A 21,632-nucleotide genomic window follows, 5' to 3' on the forward strand; every position below is an offset into this window, starting at 1 on the left:
ATGGAAATTGTGCAACCGCGCGCCGTGTAGTTACCCGGCTCGCTCGGCCGCGCCCGACATCGTCGAGCGCGGCCAGCGGCCAAGTTGTGGCTAGGTTGCGGCTTCTGTGACCTCCGGTGCAGGGCCGGAGACCTCGCCTTCCGGCCGAACCGGTTCGCGCACAAGCAGCACGGGCACGGAACACTCGCGTGCCAGGCTCTCCGCCACGCTGCCAACAAGCAGGCGCCGAATCCCACGACGCCCATGGGTGCCCACGACGATGATCTGCGCGCCGCACGCGGCAGCGATCTTGCGCACTTCCGCTGCGATATCCCCCAGCACGGACATCTCGTCGACGAGCGTCGTGGTGTATGGCACATCGGCCGCCTTGGCGATGGCCCCCGCCCGGGACAAGAGCGTGTTCCCGGCCGCCGCGAGCTGCGGCCGCCGGGTGCTTAGCTCCCCTTGGCCGAGTTCGTGCTGCAGGAAGCCGTAGTCGATCACATGCGTGATCTCCAGTTGGGCCTTGCAGGACGCCGCCAGGTGAATGGCCTCCGTCAGCGCCGCGCGTGCGCAATGGCTGTCGTCGATGGCGACCAGGATCCTTTGATACATGGTGAACCTCCTCTCGGGCCGTAGCGCCCTGGTGGAATGAAACTTCGGCGTGGAAGCATCCAGGCGCCAATGGTCCCGTTGAGTCTGAGGCCCGGCGAGTTCAGGCTGCGCTTGCCGTGGCTTTCACAAGCACGACGGGGCAGGGCGCGTGGGCGATGACCCGCCCCGCCACGGACCCGATGATGGCGTCCAGGAAGGCGCCACGGCCATGCGTGCCCATGACGATGGCGATGGCGTTGACCTCCTTGGCCACGGCCACGATGCGTTCGGGGGCGAAACCTATCAGTGCATGGGTCTCCACCGGAACGGCGCCCGCGCGAAGGATATCGAGCGTGGATTGCATTGCTCGATTGCTTTCGTCGGTATGCCAGGCCGTAATGTCGTCGCGGCTGACGAATTGCTTGACCTCGCCGGACAGGTCGGGCGTGCAATGCACCAGATGGACGGTCACGTCATCCCTGAAGAGACGTTTCTGGACGATACTCCGCGCGGCGGCATCGGCGTAGGCCGAACCATCGGTAGCGAGAACGATATTGCTCATGTTGGTCTCCATGGACGTCATGCCTCGTTTGGCGATAGCCAGGCCTGGCGTGGACTGCTGACCGTCTCCCTCTCGCCTTCGAGCAGGGTCTTGGAAAATGCCGAAAGATCCTGGAAGGCCTCTCCGCTGGCGATATCGCGCTGCAACAGCACCAGCGTTGGGTGGGGCGGTTTGTCGCAGATCAGCGCGATCTCCGCGGCCGCATCGAAACCACCCCGTGCCGCCATCACGCACACGGCGGCAAGCCTTGCGGGGAATGGCATCTGATCGTGGAGAAAGCTGCGCATCGGGGCGGCCAGATGGCGAATCCACACCGGCGCCAGCACTACCGCCGAGCGGCAGTTGGCGAGTCGCGGACCGTTGTAGCGGTAAGCCGGACGCCGGTGAAACAGGTTGTCCACCACGCAGCGCAGATCGCCGATCAGCCCTGCACGGCTTTGCACGTCCTGGATTTCGGCCAACGGCCAACCGGTCTGCGTCGCCAGCGCTTCGGCAACCTGCCGCGTAGTCCCGCTGCGAGAGTAGTAGACGATGACGTTATCAGGCATGACATTCCCCTTTTCCGGCTTGCTGAACCGATGACGGGGAGCTTCGTCACAGGGCAGCACCTCGCCAGTGCATGATCAGTCTAGAAGCTGCTTCGGCGGCACCCTTGACTTGTGTCAACAGCGCACATCCGGTTTTCAGCGGGGTTCGCCAATCTGGATCGCCGGGTGGCTTGCGGCGTACGCGGCGGCGTAGGCGAGCTCTCCGGAGGCCTGGGCGTGCAGCGTGTAGAGCGTGTCACCACGTCGAACCGCGTCCCCGAGGCGTACGTTCATGTCGATCCCGGCCACCTGCCGTTCCGGCGCGCCGGCAAGGCGGGCGGTGCGGGCAAGAAGACGACAGTCGATTTCCGTCACGATGCCGTCGCGTGGCGAAGTCATTTCCTGCCGGAATACCGCTTCGCCGGGCGCGCGCAAGCCTCCCTGTGCCTCACAGATGGCTTCGAACTTTCTCCAGGCGGCGCCGCTGTCCAATGCGCGGACGGCCAGCGCCGGGCCGGCTCCTTCGGGGCAGCTCGCGCAGAATTCAAGCAGCAGCCCCGCAAGCATCACACTGCGTGCGCGCAGGTCCTGCGGTGCGCCGGGCTTGCATTGCAGGACTTCAAGAACGTCGCGGGCTTCCAGCGCCGGCCCGATGCCACGGCCCACGGGCTGGGTGCCGTCGGTGCGGACAACCAGGACGCGGATACCGCATGCCGCCGCCACGTGGGCCATCAGCTTGCGCAACCGGTTCAGATCCGCTTCCTGCCGGATCTTGGCCGAGGGCCCCACCGGAACGTCGATCAGCACATGCGTTGCGCCTGCGGCAATCTTCTTTGACAGGATGGATGCCACCATTTGTGCATCGCTATCCAGTTCCAGCGCGCGGGCTACCTGGATCAATACGTCGTCGGCGGGGCTGAGCGACAGGGCGCCGCCCCAAACGAGGGAGGCGCCGGTTGCCGCCACGACTTCGCGTACGCGGCCGGCGTTCAGCGCCACGGGTGTGAGAACCTCCATCATGTCCGCCGTGCCGGCGGGAGAGGTAATCGCGCGGGAGGATGTCTTCGGAATCATCAGGCCTGACGCGGCGGCGATGGCGACTACGATTGGGGTTGTCCGGTTGCCGGGCAGGCCGCCTACGCAGTGCTTGTCAGCGATGATCGCCCTGTCCCAATGCAGCGTCTCGCCGGTTTCCACCATGGCCCGGGTCAGATCCACCGTCTCGCGCAGATTCATCTTGGCGTGGACGCAGGCAGTGAGGAACGCGGCGATATGCACGTCGGCGTACCGGCCAGCCGCAACGTCATGCATGATCGCGCAGAGTTGGGCGCGATCCAGGCGGTGGCCATAGGCCTTTGCCCGCACCCCGCGCAACGAATCCAGCGTTGGACCATGAGACACGCGAACGATGTCGCCTTCCCGCGCTTGCAGGATGTGGCAGGCGCTCGTCGACAACGATACCTGCAGGGGACTGAGCAATGCCGACCCCACCAGATTCAGCGTGGCGACCAGACTGCGCGGGCCTATGGTGACCGTGACCCGCGTCTGTGCCGTAAAGCCTTCGGCATGACACACGGCGCAATCGCGGTGGAGGTACACGACATGCTCTCGCCACGTATCGATGCCAAGCGGCTTGAATAGCACGTCATGGCTCGATCCCACCGGCGCGCCGGGTTCACTGACCGCTTCGCTCACGGTCAGGACGCCCACGTCACGGTGCCGGCATCCGCGAGCAGGATGGCGAGGATGGGGACATGCGAGATTACATGGGGTTTCATGACTCCAATATAAGAATGCACGGTGGCGCAGGCTTGATCTGGCGCAATGGCAATGCCGTCGTCTTTGCCAGTATGAAGTCGTTCGTGCTACAGCGAGCCATCCATCAAGGAGATCTTCATGAGCAATATCCGTCTGTACGACCCGTTTGCAATGGAACCCATCGGCGACATGTTCCATGGCATGTTTCGCGCACTGCGGGGGGGGCCCGACACTGGCCTCGCATTCAAGGTCGATGTCACCGAGTCGGACAAGGACTATACCGTGGTGGCCGAGATCCCGGGCGCCAAGAAGGAGGACATTCAGGTATCCGTCGAGCGTGGCACGGTCATGATCTCCGCCAGGATCGAGAAGGCCAGCGAGGAGAAGGAAGGCGAGCGGGTGATCCGGCGTGAACGCTATAGCGGATCGATGCAGCGGGCTTTTACGCTCGACACGAACATCGACGAGAGCAAGGTCGATGCGAGCTACCAGGACGGCGTGCTGCGCCTCGTGCTGCCGAAGCGGGAGGCCACGCCACAGAAGTCCATCAGCATCCGCTGAGCGTCGATCCGATGTCCAGCACGGCCGCGCCGGTAAGCCGCCCGCTACGCAGGTCGGAGAGGGCGTCTTCCGCGCGTTCGAGCGGGTAGGACGTGGTGTGGGTGCGCAGCGGCGTGTTGGCGGCGACGCGCATCAGCTCGTGGCCGTCCTCGCGGGTCAGGTTGGCGACCGAGACAATCCGTCGTTCCTCCCACAACAGCCGATAGGGGAAGGTGGGAATGTCGGACATGTGAATGCCGCCGCACACCACCGTGCCACCCTTGCGCACGGCACGAAGCGCGGTGGGCACCAGGGCGCCGACAGGCGCGAAGATCAGCGCGGCATCGAGCGCTACAGGCGCTGGGTCCGCGCTCGATCCGACCCAGCTCGCGCCGACTTCCAGTGCCAGGCGCTTTGCTGCCTCGTCGTCAGGCCGGGTGAAGGCGTAGATCTGCTGGCCCTGCGCGACTGCAATCTGCGTGACGATATGTGCCGCGGCGCCGAAGCCATAGACGCCGATCCGTCTGGCTGCTTCCCCGGCCATGCGCAGCGTCCGGAAGCCGATCAGCCCGGCGCATAGCAACGGCGCCGCATGCTCGTCATCGTATCCGGCCGGAATCGGAAAGCAGTACCGGCTGTCGGCGATCACGTACTCGGCGTAGCCGCCGTCGCGCGTATAGCCGTGGAACAGGGGCTTGTCACAGAGGTTTTCAAGGCCGGCGAGGCAGTAGGGACACTGGCCACAGGTATGCGCCAGCCACGGCACGCCGACCCGGTCGCCAGGTGTCAGGCCGGTGACGCCGGCGCCACACACATCGACTCTTCCGACGATTTCGTGCCCTGGTATCAGCGCCGGCTTTGGGTGCGGCAGCTCGCCATCGACGACATGAAGGTCAGTACGGCAAATGCCGCATCTGGATACCGCAATCCGCACTTCGGCCGGTCCAGGCATCGGAACCGGCACAAGCGCCGCGCGCAGGTGCGCGCTGCCGCCATCGAAGATCATCGCCCGCATCGTGCCATGCATGGCCCACCTCCCGCACGTCGTCCGCCGGGCGCATCGTGCTTCCGCCCATTCACAAGACTAGATGGCCCTGAGGCATAAGGGGGAGAGACGGGAGACCCGGGGGCTTGACTTGGCGCAACCCGGCGTAGCGGCCAATGGCTACATTCCAGAGGCAACGAGCTTCCACTCGGCTGATTAAGGGTATGCCATGGACTACAAGACCGTCCTCGTGGATCTAGGGGATGACATTGCGCGTGAAGTGCGCCTTGAGGCAGCGGCCTTGCTGGCGTCGGCGTCTTCGGGACATGTCGTTGGGCTCACCGCGCTGGGGATGCAGCTCGAGCCGTACCGCAGCGCCGGGCAGCAGGCCGGCCTTTACGAGGCGCTGTATGAAAACGGCCGGGAACGCGCCGTGCGCGCGGACGCCACGGCGATGAACGCGGTCGTGAGCCGCGTGGCGCCGCAGGTGCAGACTTCCCAGGTCATCCTGGAGCAGGAGGCCGGATCGGCCCTCGCCTTGCAAGGCCACTTCGCCGATATCGTGCTGCCGGCACCGCCATCCGCGTTCGAGACGGCGCCATTGCCGATGGCGAAGGCCGCCGAGTACGCATTGCTCCACGCGGGACGACCCATACTGCTGGTACCGCCCGGCGGCGCGCGGTTCCGCCTGGGCGGACACGTCCTGATCGCCTGGGACGGCCGCCGGGAGGCCACGCGCGCGGTGGCGGATGCATTGCCGCTGCTGGCCGAGGCCACACGCGTGACCATCGTCGTGATTGTCAAGGCGGGCAGGCCCGACGAGGCGAACGTTGCCGGCATGGCGCATTGGCTGTCCACGCACGGCATCTCGGCCACGGTACGGGTGGAAGAAGGCGAGCACCCCGCAGACAGCCTGTTGCGGATTGCGAATGCCGATGCCACCAGCCTGTTGGTGGCGGGCGGCTACGGACACTCGCGATTGGGTGAGCTGGTCATGGGCGGCACGACGCACGCCCTGATGCGCCACAGCACCATCCCGCTCCTTCTCTCGCACTAGCTCGTCATCTTCGGAGCCTGTCATGACCTATCACAGCATCTTCGTCCACCTGGACACCAGCAACCAGGCGCTGATCCGGCTCGATGTGGCGGTGCGGCTGGCGGTGGCGCACCAATGCCGCCTGGTGGGGCTCTTTGTGGGCTTTGCACCAGATCCGCGCTGGTTCTACCTGATGGACAACGCGGCGCAGTACCTGGAAGCGGACCGGGCCCGGCGCAACGAGGCGCGCGAGCAGGTCCGCGCCAAATTCGAGGCTGCGGTAAAGAACTTGTCGATTGATGTGGAATGGCGCGCCACGGAGGGAGAGCCCGTGACCATGGCGCTAAGGGAAGTCCGCGAGGCCGGACTGGTCGTGGCTGGCCAGTACGATGCCAACGATCCCGATAGCTATGTCGCCCCGCAGTTCCTCGAGTCGCTGGTGCTGGAGTCGGGGCGGCCGATCCTTGTCATCCCCTGCGCGGGCACTTTCGGGGCGCTCGGCCCCCGCACCATGGTCGCGTGGGATGGCGGGCGCGAAGCTGCGCGCGCTTTGCACGATGCGATTCCCCTGCTGGCGGGTGGCCAGGTATGCGTGCTCCACGCGAATTCGGCAACCATGGCGCTGCGTACCGATGCTTCGCCGGTGGCGGCAGCGGTGCGCCTGCTCGAAGGGCAAGGTGCGGAAGTGGTCGTCGAGCACGCTCCCGGCGGGACGGACCTGGCGATCGGCGAGTTGATCCTGTCCCGCGCCGCCGACTTCGACGCCAGCCTCGTGATCATGGGTGCATACGGACATGGGCGCTTCCGGGAGCTGGTGCTCGGCGGCGTGACGCGGACATTGCTCGCCTCGATGACCGTTCCGGTACTGATGACCCACTAGCCCTTACGACATGGACTTCAAGACAATTCTGGTGGAAGTTGGCCGCGACGCGGGCTGCCGTGACCGCCTGCGCGCGGCTGCGCGCCTGGCGTCCGCTTTTGGTGCACACCTTGCCGGCGTCACGGCGACGGGCGTGCCGCTAGGGCACCTGCGCGGTTCGGATGACGATGGCCCACGTCATGCCGCCCTGGCACGCGACAGATTGCGGGCCGAAGCTGCCGCATATGGCGACCTGATGAAGGACATGGTGGCCGAGATGGGGCTGGCGATATCGTTTGCGCATGAGGCCGTCGAGGATGAAGCGCCCCGGGCCTTCGTCACGCGCGGAATGCTGGCCGATCTCAGCCTGCTGGCGCAGCGCCCGCCGTGGGACGGCGTGCCGCCGGTGGTGCCCGATGTACCCGAGCAAGTGATACTGAGCGCCGGGCGGCCGGTCATGGTGCTGCCCCAGGCGATGCGGGAACTGCATGGCGGCCACATGGCCATCGCGTGGGATGGGGGGCGCGAGGCGGCGCGAGCCGTCGCTGACGCGCTACCGCTGCTGCGGCGCGCCCGGCAGGTCACCATCCTCACGTCCGAGGGTGGCCCCACGCATGGGAAGCCGGGCACGGCACACGCCGGCCTGGAGGCCTATCTGCGGCGGCACGGCATCGACGCCGCGAGCCGTGGCTTGCCCTCTGACCGTGCGCCGCGAAAAGCGATCCTGTCGTGTCTGGAGACGCTGGCGCCAGATATGCTCGTGGCAGGCTGCTATGGGCACGCCAGGCTACGGGAGTTGGTCATCGGCGGCACGACCCGCACCTTGCTGCAGCGGTGCGAGGTGCCCTTGTTCATGTCGCACTGACGGAGATCGACGATGCAACTCCAGTTCCTCGGCGCGACCGATACGGTGACCGGCTCCAAGTATCTGCTGGACACCGGCCGGAGCCGGATTCTGGTCGATTGCGGTCTGTTCCAGGGTTATAAGGCGCTACGCTTGCGCAATTGGGATCCCTTTCCGGTCGATCCGGCTTCGCTCGATGCGGTGGTGCTCACGCATGCCCATATCGATCACAGCGGCTATCTGCCGCTGCTGGTGCGCAACGGCTTCCGCGGTCGGGTCTTCTGCACCATGGGCACCGCGCAGCTTTGCGGCATCCTGTTGCCCGACAGCGCGCATCTCGCCGAAGAGGACGCCAACTTCGCCAACCGCAAGGGCTTCTCGCGCCACCATCCGGCGTTACCGCTCTATACGGCCGCCGACGCCGCGCGCGCGCTGCGTCGACTCGAGCCCACCCGATTTGCCTCCCGGGTGGCGGTGGCGCCGGGCGTGGAGGTAGAGTTCCACCGGGCGGGGCACATCATCGGCGCGGCGATCGTGACGCTATACGTGGAAGGCCAGCGGATTGTGTTCTCGGGCGACCTCGGCCGCCAGCATGACGTGGTCATGCGCCCGCCGGAAGCCATCGCCCGGGCGGATTACCTGCTGGTGGAGTCCACCTATGGCGACCGGCTCCATCCTGCGACAGACCCTGTGGACGCCCTGGGCGAGATCATCGAGGCCACGATCGGCCGGGGAGGGAGCCTCATCGTGCCGGTGTTCGCGGTAGGCCGTGCCCAGTCCATCCTCTATTGCCTCTACCGGCTGCGGCAGCAGGGTCGCCTGCCTGACGTGCCGATCTACCTCAACAGCCCCATGGCGATCGATGCCACGCAGATCTTCTCGCTGCATCCGGAGGAGCTGCATATTCCGCGCGAGGCGTGTGCGGCGGCGTGTGCGATGGCGACTCCCGTGCAGACCATGGAGGAGTCGATCGCGCTGAATCACGTTGGCAATCCGAAGATCATCCTCGCGGGCAGCGGAATGGCGACTGGCGGCCGGGTTGTCCACCATCTGGAGACCTACGGGCAGGATGCTCGCAGCACGATCCTGCTGTCGGGATTTCAGGCCGCCGGCACGCGCGGCGCGGCACTGGCCGCCGGCCGGCGCACGCTACGCATGCACGGGCAGGACATTACCGTGCGCGCTTCGGTGGCGCAGATCCAGCACTTGTCGGCGCACGCCGATGCGGATGAGTTGATGGTCTGGCTGCGGGGCTTCAGTGCGCCGCCTCGACGCACCTTCGTTGTACACGGCGAGCCGGAGGCCAGCGATGCACTGCGCCAGCGGATCGAACGCGAACTGCGGTGGCATGTCACGATGCCCGAGTATCGGGCGTCGTACCCCCTGGCGTGAACTGGCGGAGGCGGACGGACCGGTCAGGCGTCCTTCAGGCGTCCCGTTCGCTGCGTACCAGCAGCACGGGCTTGTTCGTCTTGGCAATGACGCCTTCGGACACGCTCCCCATGATCATCCGCCTGACACCCCGCCGGCCGTGCGTGCCCATCACGATCATGTCTGCGGGCCACGTATCCGCTTGCGCCACGATCGTCGACGAGATCTGCCCGGGTGACACCGGTCTTTCGATCACCGCGGTGGTGCAGCGCACCCCCGCATCCTGAAGTCGCGTTGCCACGCGGCTAAGCGTTTGCTGCCCGACGCTGAAGAGGTCGCGCAAGACATCGTCCGGGTTGATATAGCTGCTCTCGAAGAAGAGTTCGCTATCGTCCACGACGAAGATCGCCTTGACTTCGGCGTTCATCGCCTTGGCGACCAGAACGGCCTGCGAGATGGCAAGGTCGGAGGATGGGCCGCCATCGACGGCGAGCAAAATGCGTTCGTACATGGAGAATCCCCTGGTAGCCGTTGGAGCGCTGCATGGGGCGTCGCCGCTTGGCATGACGCCTTGCATCCAGCATAGGCGGGGCGATTGCCGGGGCCTTGCGCCAGGTCAAGGCCGCCAGTGCGATCTCAGCCTGGCGCCTCGCCCAGCACGTGAAACAGCTCGTTCTCCTGTGAATAGTGCAGGCGCAGGATGGCCTCCAGACCATAGAGCAGTCGCTGCACCTCGCGAATCTCGCTGCTGTCGGGGCCGGAGGGGTGCATCTCCCGTACGATCAGGTCGAGCTGGCGGGCGGTGCGAAAGATCTCGCGATGCACGGCGCTCAACGCCGCCAGCGGATCCTCGCCGCCCAGCCGCCGCGCGATGCCGGGATAGAGGTTCCAGTCGTCATCGCGCTCGTGGGGGAGGATGTTCTCGGCCAGAAGCTGCACCACGGCGGCCAGCTCGGATTTCATCTTGCCGGGGTCAAGCTGCGGTAGGGTTGCCGCCAGGGTCCGGATCTGGTCGAGGTACTGGCCGAGCTCCACATGCTCGTGCTGGAGCCTGGCCACCTCCGTTGCAGGCAGGGAATTCGTCGACTTTGCGGGCGACAGGCGCAGCGCGCGCAGTGCATTGAGGATGACGGCAACATCGATGACTTCCTGCAACACCGCGCCGGAGAAGGGCGGAAGATACCCGGCCAGCGCCACCAGCATGCCGAGGAACGATAACGACATGCCGACCATGACGCTCTGCCAGGCGATGCGACGCGTTCCTCGGGCGATGGTGACGGCGTCGACCAGGCGGTCGAAGCGGTCGACGAGCAGGACAACATCCGCAGCCTGCACGGTGGAGGCGGCGCCTCGCGCACCCATGGCCACCCCGACGTCCGCGGCAGCCAGGGCCGGGGCGTCATTGGTGCCGTCTCCGATCATGATCACGGTTCCAGACGCCCGCGCGCGCTTGATCTTGTCCAGCTTGTCCGCAGGAGACTGCTCGGCGAAGACCTCCGTGATGCCCAGGATCTCGCCGACGGACTGCGCCATGTCGAGCTGGTCGCCGGTGAGCATGGCCTGACGCTGAATGCCGAGCTCCCGGAGCATGCGCAGCGCGCGGGGTGCCTCCAGGCGGATACCATCCAGAAACTGCAGGAGGCCGGCAAGGCGACCATCGATGCTGAGGAACACGGTAGAGGCGCCTTCCGGGCGCATGCGCTTCAGGGACGCGCCTGCCCAGGACGGAAGGTCGCCTGTGCCGAGCACATACTGCATGGCCCCCAGCTTGATATCCAGGCCACCGACCATGGCTTGTACGCCGGATCCTGGCACTTCCCGTACGTTGGCGGGGGGCGCCAGCTGCAATCCCCGCTCGCGTGCCGCCACGGCAATTGCATCGGAGATGACGTGCGTGGAGGCACAGGCGACGGACCCGGCAAGGCGGAGGATCTCGTCCGACTGGAACGAGGGGGCGCAATCGACGGCAGCGAGGTGGGCGCGCCCGCTGGTCAGGGTGCCGGTCTTGTCGAAGAAGAGGGTGTTCGCGACGGCCAGACGCTCGAGCGCGCCGCCGCCCTTGACAAGCACCCCCCGTTTGGCGCAACGGGACATCCCCGAAACGATCGCGGTGGGTACCGCGAGGATCAGGGGGCACGGGGTAGCCACTACGAGCACAGCGAGACTCCGCAGCGGATCGCCAGTCCAGATCCAGCCCGCGGCGGCCAGCAGCACCGCGACGGCCATGAAGGCGACGGCGTAGCGGTCCGCAAGGCGTGCCCCAGGGCTGCGCTCCTTCTGGGCGGCTTCCACCATCCGGACGATGCCTGCGAAGGTGCTGTGTTCAGCAGTGGCGCCGGCGATCATTTCGACGGCCGCGCCCGAGTTCAGCACGCCGCTGCTGACCGCCTCGCCCGCCGCCCGTTTCCGGATTGCGGCCTCGCCGGTCAGGGTGGACTCGTCAAGATCGGCCGGATGGCTGAGCGTGCCGTCGACGGGGACGATCTCGCCATGCCTGACCATCAGCTGGTCGCCAACGCGTACGTCAGCGAGGTCGATGTCTTGCCACTGCTGCCCGTCGAACCGGTGCGCGCGCTTCGGCGCGTGGGCGAGCAGTGCGGTGATCTCCCGTTGCGCGCGCGCTTGTGCGTACGACTCCAGCATGCGCCCGCTGGCAAGCATGAGCGTGATGACGGACGCAATCAGCCATTCGCCGAACCAGAGTGCGAAGCCAATGGAGAGGAGGGCGAGCAGATCGACCCCGGCCTGCCGTCGCAACAGCGATCTTGTGCAGTCGACGAGCAAGGCGAGGACATTCGGGGCAATGCCGCCGATCCAGATCCAGCGAGCGAGGTTCGCATCGCCGAACTGACTGGCCGCCCAGCCGCCAAGGAGAGTCAGTGCTGAGATGACCAGTAACAGCAGATTCATGAAGTCGGCTTTTCGCCATGTGCGAGCGGGATGGCACCTGGCGCCGGCACTCGCCGCGGCGCTGCAATCAGTGTAGGTGCTGAGGTGACGAATGCGGCTGCTGAGAATCATTCGCGATCCGCTCCCCCCGTCTCAGCGGCCCAACTAGATTTGCGCCAACGCCTCCGGGTCGAAGATCTCGATCTGTTTGCCGTCGACCCGCATCAGGCCTTCGCGCTGGAATCGGGAGAAGGTCCGGCTGACGGTCTCGAGCTTGATGCCGAGGTAGCTGCCAATTTCCTCACGCGTCATGCGCAGCGTGAACGATCGCGCGGCGTATCCCCGCTCAAGCAGGCGTCGCGAGAAATCAACCAGGAAAGACGCGACGCGTCGTTCAGCGGTCATGCCGGACAGCAGGACCATCTGCCTGGAATTGCGCACGATTTCGCGGCTGAGGGTCTGGTTGAGGTGGTGCTGCACGCTGCGCACGTCGTGGCAGAGCGATTCCAGCGCGGCGAAGGGGATGATGCAGACTGCACTGTCTTCCAGCGCGATGGCATCGCAATCGTATTGCCCGCTGCCGATGGCGCCCAGCCCAAGCGTTTCGCCCGGCAGGATGAAATCGCTGACATGTTCCAGGCCATCTTCGTGGCCGGCAACGGTCTTGAACGATCCCGAGCGCAGGGTATACAAGCTGTGGAACTTGTCGCCGACGCGGAAGAGATAATCGCCGCGATGAATCATGCGCCATTGACTGACAGCCCGTTCGAGGCGGGGCAGTTCGTCTTCGCCCAGACACGACGCAAAACAGAGCGCCCGGAGGCTGCAAAGCGAACAGTTCGCATTCATCTGCCTTGGCGCTTCGCCGAGGCGCGTATCAGGCGGCGCCAATAGGTCGTCCGCGCCAGGCGAATGCGACGCTTCCAACACCTGAGTGGATCCGTACATGATTGCTTCCTCCTGTTGAGGCTGCAGTGGGCGCGGACTTGAGTCCTGCGCCGGCGGTCGCATCAGACGTGAGCCGTTGGATTGAGTATTGACGAGCGCGAGGCCGAGCGAAATCAGCAATGGCTGAGACCAGCGTCAGGAATGAGTCGGCTTCTGTCAGGGTAACCTGACATGGCGGGGATGACGTGCCCGGATGTCTAGCAGGCGAAGAGCGTGGGAATCGGCGATTTGCTCAGCAGCGTGTCGGCGACCCTGCCCAGGACGAGATCGCTCATGGCGCGGCGTCCGTATTCCCCACAGACGAGGAGGTCGGCCTTGCGGCGCGCGGTCAATTCCAGCAGGGCGTCGCCCACACTGCCGGATGGATGGACGATCATTTCCGTCAGCGTCGCTTTCACGCCATGGCGGGAAAGCCAGCTCATCGCGTAGCTTGGCGGCGCGACACCCGGGTGGCGCCCCAGGCCGTCAGGCGGGCAGGATACGAGGTTCACGCGCTGGGCGAGCAGGAGAAAGGGTAGTGCGCTCCGCAGCGCCATGGCCGATCCACGGGTGCCGCTCCACGCCACCATGGCCGATGCATAGGGCCACGGTGCCGCGGCAATCTTGCCGCCGGCGGGGAGGACCAGCACCGGCGGGCCCGTGCCCACGATCGTCAATTCAATGAACCGCCGTGTGGCAGATGCGCCGACCTCACCTGGCGCCGGCTGGCCCACGATGATGAGATCTGCCAGCCGGCCTTCACAATGCATGGCATCGATAGGCGTGCCTTCCCCGACACGCCAGTCCACCGCCACGGGCAGGTGCTCCGTGGCGGTGTCAAAGGCCAGCCTCGCCGCATCACAGTTGGCCGAGAGGTCGGCTGCGATGGCGCTTCCCACGTGTTTTCCATTGTGGTGGCGATCGGTCCCGGCCGGGGCGCCGGCATTCTGCGAAAGAAGGCCGATCAACGTGGCATGGAATGCCGTAGCGATCGCCACCGCATGCGAGAGCCTGGCCGCGGATTGTGGGGATGCGTCCACATGGATCATGATGGCCGAGATGTCCATCCAGGCTCCTTGGCAAGGGGTCGAGCACGGGGATGGTTTCACTCTAAGTGAGTGCGGAAGGTCGACGTTGCGATACATCAACGTCGAACAGCTTTCCTCATCCTTGGCGCCAAGGGGCTAGATTTCTGAATCGTCGGGGAAGAGATTGGCCTGGATGGCGTAACGCACCAGTGCCGCGTCGCTGCGCAGTTGCAACTTTTCGAGCAGGCGCATCTTGTAGGTGCTGACGGTTTTCGCACTCACGGAGAGGGCCTCGGCGATCTCGGTCAGGGACTCCCCGTTCACGATGCGGCGGAAGACTTCGAGCTCCCGGTCCGACAGGCCCTTATGCGGGGCGTCTGGGCGCTCCTGCAGGCCGAGGGCGAGTTTCTCCGCCATTTCCGGGCTGACATAGGTGCCGCCGCCGGCAACCTTCCGGAGCGCAGCTACGAGATCGGTCGCCGCACTGTCCTTGGTCAGGTAGCCGGCGGCGCCCGCGCGAAACGCGCGGACGACGTATTGTTCCTCCGCATGCATCGTCAGTACGAGGATGCGCGTGGCGGGATGATCGGTACGGACCAGTCGCACCAGTTCCAGGCCGCTGCGGCCAGGCATGGAAAGATCGAGCAGGATGACATCCGGCGAAGTTTCCCTGACCACATGTGACACCTCCGATGCCTTGGAGGCCTCGCCAACGACCCCGACATCGGATTCTCGTTCGAGAATATGCCGCAAGCCGTTACGCACGACGGCATGATCGTCTGCAATCACCACACGTATCATGGCATTACCTCGTCTCGGCAAACCTGGTGGGAAACCGCAGGGAAAGTTCGAAGCCCCGGCCCGGGGTATTGGCAAGAGACAGGGTGCCGCCAAGCAGGCGTGCGCGCTCCCGAATACCGAGTAATCCAAACGAGCGACGGGCAGGATCCTTGATCTCGCCGTCCCAGCCGTCGCCATCGTCTCGCACAGACAGGACATGGTCGTCGTCGGCCTGATGCAGGTCGATCCACACCCGGCTCGCGTTGGCATGATGGACGACGTTATTCAGGGCTTCCTGAACGATCCTGAACACCGCCGTCGCTGCCTGATCGGAAACCTCGACATGATCCGGCACATGGGTGTCGACCGAAATCGCGTAACGATGGCTGAAGTCCTTTCCCAGCCAGTCGAGTGCCGCAGTCAGGCCCAGCTCATCCAGGAGGGCTGGCCGAAGGTCTGCCGAAATCTGTCGGACCGCGGCAATGGCGGCATCGAGCCCGGCGTGCATGGCGGCGGCCTGACTGCAACTGCCTGTGGAGGCGCCCTCCCTGCGCAGATCGTCCTCCAGCATGACGAGGTCCATTTTCAGGGCGCTCAAACGCTGGCCGATATCGTCATGCAGTTCCCTGGCCACCCGCCGTTTCTCCTCCTCCCGGGTGGAGAGGATGCTGTCGGAGAGGGCCTGCAGTTCTTCCCGGGAGTGACGCAACCGTGCTTCGGCGCGCACACGCTCCGTGACGTCGCGCAGCATGACGGTGAATAGCTTGCGTCCCTGGCTATCGCTGGTTTGTGAGATGGAAGCCTCGATCGGAAATTCACTGCCGTCCCGACGCAGGCCGAAGAGGGTGCGCTGCTGGCCCATTTGTCGATCGGACACGCCGGTGACGCCGAAGCGCTTGACGTGCGTCACATGCGACGCACGGAATCGGCTCGGAATCAGCAGGTCCAGCGGTTTTCCGACGGCCTCGGAGGCGGAAATGCCGAACAGCGCTTCAGCCATGGGGTTGAAGAGCACAATGCTTTGCCCCTCGTTTACCGAAACAATGGCCTCCATGGAGGTGCGCACTATTGCAGAAAAACATGCCTCGTTCCCTGTGATCTGATCCGGCAGGATCCAGCGGCCATCCGCATTCGGTGAGGGGAGCGTCATATTCGGCTCATTTGGAGGTGGCGCGGGCAGGCGCCTGCGCCGGCGGCCTGATGGCCCGGCTCATCACAATATAGCTTCTTCCAGTGAGAAATATGACGTTGAGAGCGTGCTTGAATACCGAGAATCATTAGCGCCACCACGCCGTGACCACTCGGCATCGTCTCCCTTTTCCGCTCGGCGGGGCGGCTTGATATGTATCAAGCCCTGCCGGGCCGTGGCACCTAGTCTGGACTCAACGCCATCTTGTGCTTGAAGGAGACCAGAATGAAACGGATGATCTTAGTGGCTACCGCAGCCGTCGTTGCCCTCGTGGCGGCACCCGCCATGGCGCAGAAAAACTACACGGATGGCGGCGACTTGTATGGCGGCTCCCATACGACCAAGGCAAAGCCGTCGTCGCCTGAAAAGGGGAAGGAAGGTGCCAGCAAGGCCGGGAATTTCGACCCGTACACCGATGGCGTGAGGACGAAGTCCAACGCTGCGCCGGCGAAGAAGCTGCCGGACGAGCGGCCCCAACCGGACGATGTGGCGCGGTCGGGCAAGTTCGATCCCTACACCGAGGGGCAGAGCAAGTAGACGGCCGGCCATTGGTAGAGGAGACAGGTCATGTACCAGAAAATTCTGGTTGCCGTCGATGGGAGCCAATGCGCGGCGAGAGGCCTCGACGAGGCGATCAGGCTGGCGGCGGCTTTCGATGCCGAACTTGAGATCGTGCACATCGTCGACCCCGGCTATGAGGAGGAGGGCGTGCGGGCAAGGCTCGTGGCAGAGGGCAAGAAGCTGCTGGCGGATGCCCTGGCGAGCGCGGAAGCGAGGAATGTTCGAGGCCGCGTCGTGATGGTCGATGACATCGACGCGCCGGGAAACATCGCCGGCCAGCTTCGGCGGATCGTGGAGCGTAGCGATGCGCAACTCGTCGTGACCGGCACGCACGGGCGCAGCGGCCTGAAGAGCCTGTTGATGGGTAGCGTTGCAGAGGAGATCGTGCGCCATAGTGCCGTTCCGGTAGTGCTCGTGCCTCAACGGCGCTAGCCGCATGCCGATGCGCGATGCGCCGCGCCAGTCACCGCGCGTGTAAGACCTGGGTAAGGGGTAGCGATTAACCTAGCGGCATGGATTGCGATGACATCCATCGCGTCCAGCACTGCGCCGCCCAAGGTCGGCGATGACGAAGCATAAGAAATGGCAGGAGACATCGATGAATGAAGATCTGGTCGCAAGACTCAGGGCAAATCCCGCATACCATGAGCTTGTCCGCAAACGCAGCAGGCTTGGCTGGTCGTTGACCGCCGTGATGCTGGTTGTCTACTACGGGTACGTTCTGCTGATCGCCTTCGACAAGGAGCTTCTCTCTACAAGAATGGGAAGCGGCGTGATGACATGGGGGATGCCGATCGGCCTGTTCGTGATTGCATTCACGGTGGCCATCACCGGCTTCTACGTGCGCCATGCCAATGACTCGTACGACAAGCTGACCGAGCAGATCAAGCGGGAGGTGGCATGAGAACCCACCACGCCATCGTCGCCAGCGCGGCGCTGCTGCTGGCATCGGCCGCCCTTGCAGCGGGCGGAGACCTCGGGCAGATGCAGCGGCAGCCGACCAACTGGACGGCCATCGGCATGTTCACCGTGTTCGTCATTGGCACGCTGTTCATTACCAAGTGGGCAGCCACGAAGACAAAATCAGCGGCCGCCTTCTATACCGGTGGCGGCGGCATCACCGGATTCCAGAACGGCCTGGCGATTGCTGGCGACTACATGTCGGCGGCCTCATTCCTAGGCATTTCGGCGGCCGTCTTCACCAATGGCTATGACGGCCTGATCTACTCCATCGGCTTCCTCGTCGGCTGGCCGATCGTCACTTTTCTAATGGCGGAGCGGCTGCGCAACCTGGGCCGCTTCACCTTTGCCGATGTTGCTGCCTACCGCTTCAAGCAGGGGCCGATCCGCGCGTTCGCGGCATCGGGCACGCTGGTCGTGGTCGCCTTCTACCTGATTGCGCAGATGGTGGGTGCCGGGCAACTCATCAAGCTGCTGTTCGGGCTGGAATACTGGATCGCGGTGGTCATCGTCGGTACGCTGATGATGGTGTATGTCCTCTTCGGCGGCATGACCGCGACGACGTGGGTACAGATCATCAAGGCCTGCCTGCTGCTCGCCGGCGCGTCTTTCATGGCCTTCATGGTGCTGGCCCAGCACCAGTTCAGCCCGGAGATCCTGTTCGCCAAGGCCGTGGAGGTCCACGCGAAGAAGGACTCCATCATGGGTCCGGGGAACTTCATCAAGGATCCCATCTCGGCCATCTCGTTCGGGATTGCGCTGATGTTCGGCACGGCCGGGCTGCCGCACATCCTGATGCGCTTCTTCACGGTGCCCAATGCCAAGGAGGCGCGCAAGTCGGTCTTCTGGGCCACGACCTGGATCGGCTACTTCTATATCCTGACCTTCATCATTGGCTTCGGTGCCATCGTGCTGGTGGGGACGAATCCGACCTTCCAGGATGGCAGCGGCAAGCTGCTTGGCGGCGTCAATATGGCGGCCGTCCACCTGGCCAGCGCGGTCGGCGGGAACGTGTTTCTCGGCTTTATCTCGGCCGTGGCTTTCGCCACCATCCTGGCCGTCGTGGCTGGCCTGACACTGGCCGGTGCATCGGCCGTGTCGCACGACCTGTATGCCACCGTGTTCAAGCATGGCAATGCAAGCAGTCGCGATGAACTGCGGGTCTCGCGTATCACTACCGTCATCCTCGGGATGGTCGCCGTTGTGCTTGGCATCGTCTTCGAGAAGCAGAATATTGCCTTCATGGTATCGCTGGCCTTTGCGGTGGCGGCCTCGGCCAACTTCCCGGTGCTGTTCATGTCAGTGCTGTGGAAGGGTTGCACCACACGTGGCGCGACGATAGGCGGCTTCATGGGGCTGTTGTCGGCTGTGGTGCTCACGATCCTGTCGCAGGCCGTGTGGGTCGATGTGTTCCACTTCAAGAGCGCACCGTTTCCCTATACGTCCCCGGCATTGTTCTCGATGACGATCGGCTTCCTTGGCATCTGGATCGTATCGGTAACCGACAAGTCGGCAAGAGCGCGCCTGGACAAGGCTGGCTTCGAAGCGCAGGAACTGCGTTCCGAGACCGGAATCGGTGCGGTCGAGGCGGCTGGCCACTGAGTCCGGCAACTCGCGGCACACCTGGCGGTTGTCCTGCGCGAACCGGGACAGTTGGGAGGCGCCCCGGTGCAGGATCCGGGGCGCCTCACCACTAGCCAGCGGGTACGGATTACTCCGCCGATTACTCCGCCTCGATCCCGGCCTGCTTCACGACCTTGCCCCACTTGGTCAGGTCGGACTGGATCAGGGCCGCGTAAGCCTGCGGCGTGCCGCCCTGCACCTCGATGCCGGCCGCTTCCAGCTTGGCGCGCACCTCGGGCAGCTTCAGCGCCGCGTTGATCTCGGTATTGAGCTTGGTGACGATCTCCTTCGGCGTGCCGGCCGGGGCCAGGAAGCCGCCGTTGGTGTTGGCGTCGTAGCCCTTGAGCCCCTGTTCCTCGGCCGTCGGCACGTTGGGCAGCGCCTTGGAGCGGTTCCGGGTGGATACCGCCACCGCGCGCACGTTGCCCGCCTTCACCTGCTCCTGAATGGCGCTGATGGTGTCGATGTAGAGCGCCGTGCGGCCGGCCACCAGGTCGGGGTGGGCGGCGGAGGAGCCCTTGTAGGGCACCAGCAGCACCGGCGCGCCGCTGACCATGCGGAACATCTCGGCGGCCATCTCCTGCGCGCTGCCACGGCCGGACGTGGCTACCTTGGCTTCGCCGGGGTTGGCCTTCATCCACGTCACCAGTTCAGGCATGGTCTTGACCGGCAGCTTCGGGTAGATCGCGAACACCAGCGGAATCTCGTGGGTGTAGACGATGGGCTCGAAGCTCTTCTGCGGGTCCCAGCCGAGGTTCTTGAACAGGAACTTGTTGATGTTGTGGCTGCCGCCCACGATGCCGATGGTGTAGCCGTCCGGCTTGGCGTTGGCCAGCACCGCCGTGCCGAGGTTGTTGGACGCCCCCGGGCGGTTCTCGACGATAAACGGCTGGCCGAACTTGACCGAGAGCTTCTCGCCCACGACCCGGGCGATCAGGTCGATGCCGCCGCCGGCCGGGGCCGGAACGATGATGGTGACCGGGCGGCTCGGGTAGTTGGGCTGCGCCGAGGCCAGCCCCGGCGCCACGATCAGCGTGGTGGACAGTGCTGCGGACAGGGCAAGGGTCTTGATAAGGGGGGTGAATTGCATGGTTGTCTCCGTTCTATGTCTGGTCAACTTTTGTTAACTCTGTGATGTCAGCCGCGCCCGACGAAGGGCATCGCGCTGGCCATGACGGTCATGGTCAGGACATTGGCCTCAAGCGGCAGCGAGGCCATGTGGCGCACGGCATTGGCAACATGGGTGGCATCCATCATCGGCTCCGGCGCGGTGGTGCCGTTGGCCTGCAGCACGCCGCGCGTCATGCGCTCGGACAGCTCGGTCAGGGCGTTGCCGATGTCGATCTGGCTGGCCACGATGTGGTAGGCGCGGCCGTCCAGCGCCAGCGCCTTGGTCAGCCCGGTGACGGCGTGCTTGCTGGCCGTGTACGGCGCCGTGAACGGGCGGGGCGTGTGCGCGGAGATCGAGCCATTGTTGATGATGCGCCCGCCCTGCGGGGACTGCCGGCGCATCAGGCCGAAGGCCGCCCGCGCGCAGAGGAAGACGCCCGTGACGTTGGTGTTGATCACATTGAACCACTTGTCCAGCGGCAGCTCGTCCATCGGCACGGCGGGGGCGTTGACGCCGGCGTTGTTGAACAGCAGGTCCAGCCGGCCGAACTCGCGCTCGATGGTGTCGAACAGGGCCTGCACGCTGGCCGGGTCGGTCACGTCGGTGGGCGCCGCCATGGCGGCCTGGCCACGTTCGGCGGCCTCGGCAGCCAGCGCCTGCAACGGCTCGGCGCGCCGGCCGGCCAGCACGACGGTCCAGCCGTCATTGAGCAGGGCGATGGCCGTCAGGCGGCCCACGCCGCTGCCGGCGCCGGTGACGAGGGCGATCTTGCGGGGTGCGTTCAAGGGGGTCTCCTATATATATATGTTGTGGCGGATGGTCTTCAGCGGGCGACGGTCAGCGCTAGCTCGCCGATCCCCGCCACGCTGGCCTGGATGACATCGCCGGGCTGCAAGGGCCCGACGCCCACCGGCGTACCGGTGAAGATCAGGTCGCCCGGCATCAGCGTCACGGATCGGGACAGCATCGCCACCAGCTCCGGCACCGGCCAGAGCAGGCCTGAGAGGTCCGCGCGCTGCCGCTCGACACCGTTCACGGCCAGCTGGATCGCGCCTTCGTGGGGATGGCCGCAGGTGGCGGCGGGCACGAGGGCGCTGCACGGCGCCGAGTGGTCGAAGGCCTTGGCGGGCTCCCAGGGGCCGCCGACGCGCTTGGCTTGCTGCTGCAAGTCGCGCCGGGTCAGGTCCAGCCCGACGGCATAGCCCCAGATGTGCTGCGCCTCGGCCTGTGCCGGATCGATGTCACGCCCGCCCCGGCCGATGGCCACCACCAGTTCCACCTCGTGGCAGAACTCGGCCGTCTCCGGCGGATAGGGCAGCTCGCCCCGGGCCGGCACCACGGCCGTCGCCGGCTTCATGAACCACGCGGGCATGGCCTGGGGCGCCGGCTCGGCCGGGTCCCATCGATAGTTGCGGCCGATGCAAAAGACCCGGGCGATGGGAAACCGCGCGGTGTCACCCAAGACCGGCAGCGAGACCGGTGGGGCCGGTGGGAAGACGAAATCCATCG

Annotated in this window: 23 protein-coding genes; 9 read left to right on the forward strand and 14 right to left on the reverse strand. The window is 65.3% G+C overall.

Annotated features, from left to right (window positions below; genetic code table 11):
- Nucleotides 1-90: 90 nt before the first annotated feature.
- The 4 genes from AB4120_RS06985 to AB4120_RS07000 form a co-directional block, all read right to left on the reverse strand.
- Entirely contained in the window at nucleotides 91-594 is a 504-nt protein-coding gene (locus AB4120_RS06985) for a universal stress protein (RefSeq protein WP_149136266.1), read from the reverse strand.
- A 100-nt stretch (nucleotides 595-694) separates the two neighbouring features.
- Entirely contained in the window at nucleotides 695-1,135 is a 441-nt protein-coding gene (locus tag AB4120_RS06990; protein ID WP_149136265.1) for a universal stress protein, read from the reverse strand.
- A 17-nt stretch (nucleotides 1,136-1,152) separates the two neighbouring features.
- A complete protein-coding gene (locus tag AB4120_RS06995; protein ID WP_149136264.1) occupies nucleotides 1,153-1,683 on the reverse strand; it encodes a flavodoxin family protein in 531 nt (176 codons plus the stop codon).
- 135 nt (nucleotides 1,684-1,818) lie between these two features.
- Entirely contained in the window at nucleotides 1,819-3,324 is a 1,506-nt protein-coding gene (locus AB4120_RS07000; protein ID WP_441642110.1) for a thymidine phosphorylase family protein, read from the reverse strand.
- A gap of 234 nt (nucleotides 3,325-3,558) precedes the next feature.
- Between AB4120_RS07000 and AB4120_RS07005 the strand changes: the two genes are divergently transcribed.
- Entirely contained in the window at nucleotides 3,559-3,981 is a 423-nt protein-coding gene (locus tag AB4120_RS07005; protein WP_441642073.1) for an Hsp20/alpha crystallin family protein, read from the forward strand.
- On the opposite strand, the gene AB4120_RS07010 is transcribed toward AB4120_RS07005, so the two are convergent.
- Nucleotides 3,968-4,987, reverse strand: coding sequence for a zinc-dependent alcohol dehydrogenase family protein (locus tag AB4120_RS07010; protein WP_149136262.1), 1,020 nt, complete (start codon nucleotides 4,985-4,987; stop codon nucleotides 3,968-3,970). The genes AB4120_RS07005 and AB4120_RS07010 overlap by 14 nt on opposite strands.
- Before the next feature lie 187 nt (nucleotides 4,988-5,174).
- On the opposite strand from AB4120_RS07010, the gene AB4120_RS07015 reads away from it, so the two are divergent.
- The 4 genes from AB4120_RS07015 to AB4120_RS07030 are packed head-to-tail and all read left to right on the forward strand — an operon-like array spanning nucleotide 5,175 to nucleotide 9,076.
- Nucleotides 5,175-6,002, forward strand: a complete 828-nt coding sequence (locus tag AB4120_RS07015) for a universal stress protein (RefSeq protein ID WP_149136261.1) — start codon at nucleotides 5,175-5,177, stop codon at nucleotides 6,000-6,002.
- Nucleotides 6,003-6,024: 22 nt separating this feature from the next.
- A complete protein-coding gene (locus AB4120_RS07020) occupies nucleotides 6,025-6,861 on the forward strand; it encodes a universal stress protein (RefSeq protein ID WP_149136260.1) in 837 nt (278 codons plus the stop codon).
- 10 nt (nucleotides 6,862-6,871) lie between these two features.
- A complete protein-coding gene (locus tag AB4120_RS07025) occupies nucleotides 6,872-7,705 on the forward strand; it encodes a universal stress protein (RefSeq protein WP_149136259.1) in 834 nt (277 codons plus the stop codon).
- Between the two features lie 12 nt (nucleotides 7,706-7,717).
- Entirely contained in the window at nucleotides 7,718-9,076 is a 1,359-nt protein-coding gene (locus AB4120_RS07030) for an MBL fold metallo-hydrolase RNA specificity domain-containing protein (RefSeq protein ID WP_149136258.1), read from the forward strand.
- A gap of 34 nt (nucleotides 9,077-9,110) precedes the next feature.
- Here AB4120_RS07030 and AB4120_RS07035 read toward each other — a convergent pair whose 3' ends face one another.
- The 6 genes from AB4120_RS07035 to AB4120_RS07060 all read right to left on the reverse strand — a co-directional run bounded on the left by AB4120_RS07035 (nucleotide 9,111) and on the right by AB4120_RS07060 (nucleotide 15,829).
- Nucleotides 9,111-9,566 (reverse strand): universal stress protein, encoded by a 456-nt coding sequence (locus AB4120_RS07035; RefSeq protein ID WP_149136257.1) that lies wholly within the window; start codon nucleotides 9,564-9,566, stop codon nucleotides 9,111-9,113.
- A 125-nt stretch (nucleotides 9,567-9,691) separates the two neighbouring features.
- On the reverse strand, nucleotides 9,692-11,965 hold the full coding sequence (locus AB4120_RS07040) for a heavy metal translocating P-type ATPase (protein WP_441642074.1): 2,274 nt from the start codon (nucleotides 11,963-11,965) through the stop codon (nucleotides 9,692-9,694).
- A gap of 144 nt (nucleotides 11,966-12,109) precedes the next feature.
- The gene (locus tag AB4120_RS07045; protein ID WP_149136256.1) at nucleotides 12,110-12,892 is read right to left on the reverse strand and encodes a helix-turn-helix domain-containing protein; all 783 of its coding nucleotides are present in this window, start codon (nucleotides 12,890-12,892) and stop codon (nucleotides 12,110-12,112) included.
- Nucleotides 12,893-13,089: 197 nt separating this feature from the next.
- Complete coding sequence (locus AB4120_RS07050; RefSeq protein WP_149136255.1) at nucleotides 13,090-13,938, reverse strand: universal stress protein; 849 nt, start codon at nucleotides 13,936-13,938, stop codon at nucleotides 13,090-13,092.
- A 117-nt stretch (nucleotides 13,939-14,055) separates the two neighbouring features.
- Nucleotides 14,056-14,700 (reverse strand): response regulator, encoded by a 645-nt coding sequence (locus AB4120_RS07055; protein ID WP_149136254.1) that lies wholly within the window; start codon nucleotides 14,698-14,700, stop codon nucleotides 14,056-14,058.
- A gap of 4 nt (nucleotides 14,701-14,704) precedes the next feature.
- Nucleotides 14,705-15,829 (reverse strand): PAS domain-containing sensor histidine kinase, encoded by a 1,125-nt coding sequence (locus AB4120_RS07060; RefSeq protein ID WP_441642075.1) that lies wholly within the window; start codon nucleotides 15,827-15,829, stop codon nucleotides 14,705-14,707.
- 264 nt (nucleotides 15,830-16,093) lie between these two features.
- Between AB4120_RS07060 and AB4120_RS07065 the strand changes: the two genes are divergently transcribed.
- From AB4120_RS07065 to AB4120_RS07080, 4 genes are all read left to right on the forward strand, one after another.
- Nucleotides 16,094-16,405, forward strand: a complete 312-nt coding sequence (locus AB4120_RS07065) for a hypothetical protein (protein WP_149136252.1) — start codon at nucleotides 16,094-16,096, stop codon at nucleotides 16,403-16,405.
- Between the two features lie 30 nt (nucleotides 16,406-16,435).
- Nucleotides 16,436-16,861, forward strand: coding sequence for a universal stress protein (locus AB4120_RS07070; protein ID WP_149136251.1), 426 nt, complete (start codon nucleotides 16,436-16,438; stop codon nucleotides 16,859-16,861).
- Nucleotides 16,862-17,027: 166 nt separating this feature from the next.
- A complete protein-coding gene (locus tag AB4120_RS07075) occupies nucleotides 17,028-17,333 on the forward strand; it encodes a DUF485 domain-containing protein (protein ID WP_149136250.1) in 306 nt (101 codons plus the stop codon).
- Nucleotides 17,330-18,991 (forward strand): cation acetate symporter, encoded by a 1,662-nt coding sequence (locus tag AB4120_RS07080; RefSeq protein ID WP_149136249.1) that lies wholly within the window; start codon nucleotides 17,330-17,332, stop codon nucleotides 18,989-18,991. The genes AB4120_RS07075 and AB4120_RS07080 overlap by 4 nt, the downstream gene beginning before the upstream one ends.
- A gap of 121 nt (nucleotides 18,992-19,112) precedes the next feature.
- Here AB4120_RS07080 and AB4120_RS07085 read toward each other — a convergent pair whose 3' ends face one another.
- From AB4120_RS07085 to AB4120_RS07095, 3 genes are read right to left on the reverse strand one after another with little or no spacing between them, the layout of a single operon-like run.
- A complete protein-coding gene (locus tag AB4120_RS07085; protein ID WP_441642076.1) occupies nucleotides 19,113-20,102 on the reverse strand; it encodes a Bug family tripartite tricarboxylate transporter substrate binding protein in 990 nt (329 codons plus the stop codon).
- A 47-nt stretch (nucleotides 20,103-20,149) separates the two neighbouring features.
- Nucleotides 20,150-20,908 (reverse strand): SDR family oxidoreductase, encoded by a 759-nt coding sequence (locus tag AB4120_RS07090; RefSeq protein WP_149136247.1) that lies wholly within the window; start codon nucleotides 20,906-20,908, stop codon nucleotides 20,150-20,152.
- A gap of 38 nt (nucleotides 20,909-20,946) precedes the next feature.
- Nucleotides 20,947-21,630, reverse strand: coding sequence for a fumarylacetoacetate hydrolase family protein (locus AB4120_RS07095; RefSeq protein WP_149136246.1), 684 nt, complete (start codon nucleotides 21,628-21,630; stop codon nucleotides 20,947-20,949).
- Nucleotides 21,631-21,632: the final 2 nt, after the last annotated feature.

The organism is Cupriavidus sp. 2KB_3, assembly GCF_052115685.1.
Classification (GTDB): domain Bacteria; phylum Pseudomonadota; class Gammaproteobacteria; order Burkholderiales; family Burkholderiaceae; genus Cupriavidus; species Cupriavidus campinensis.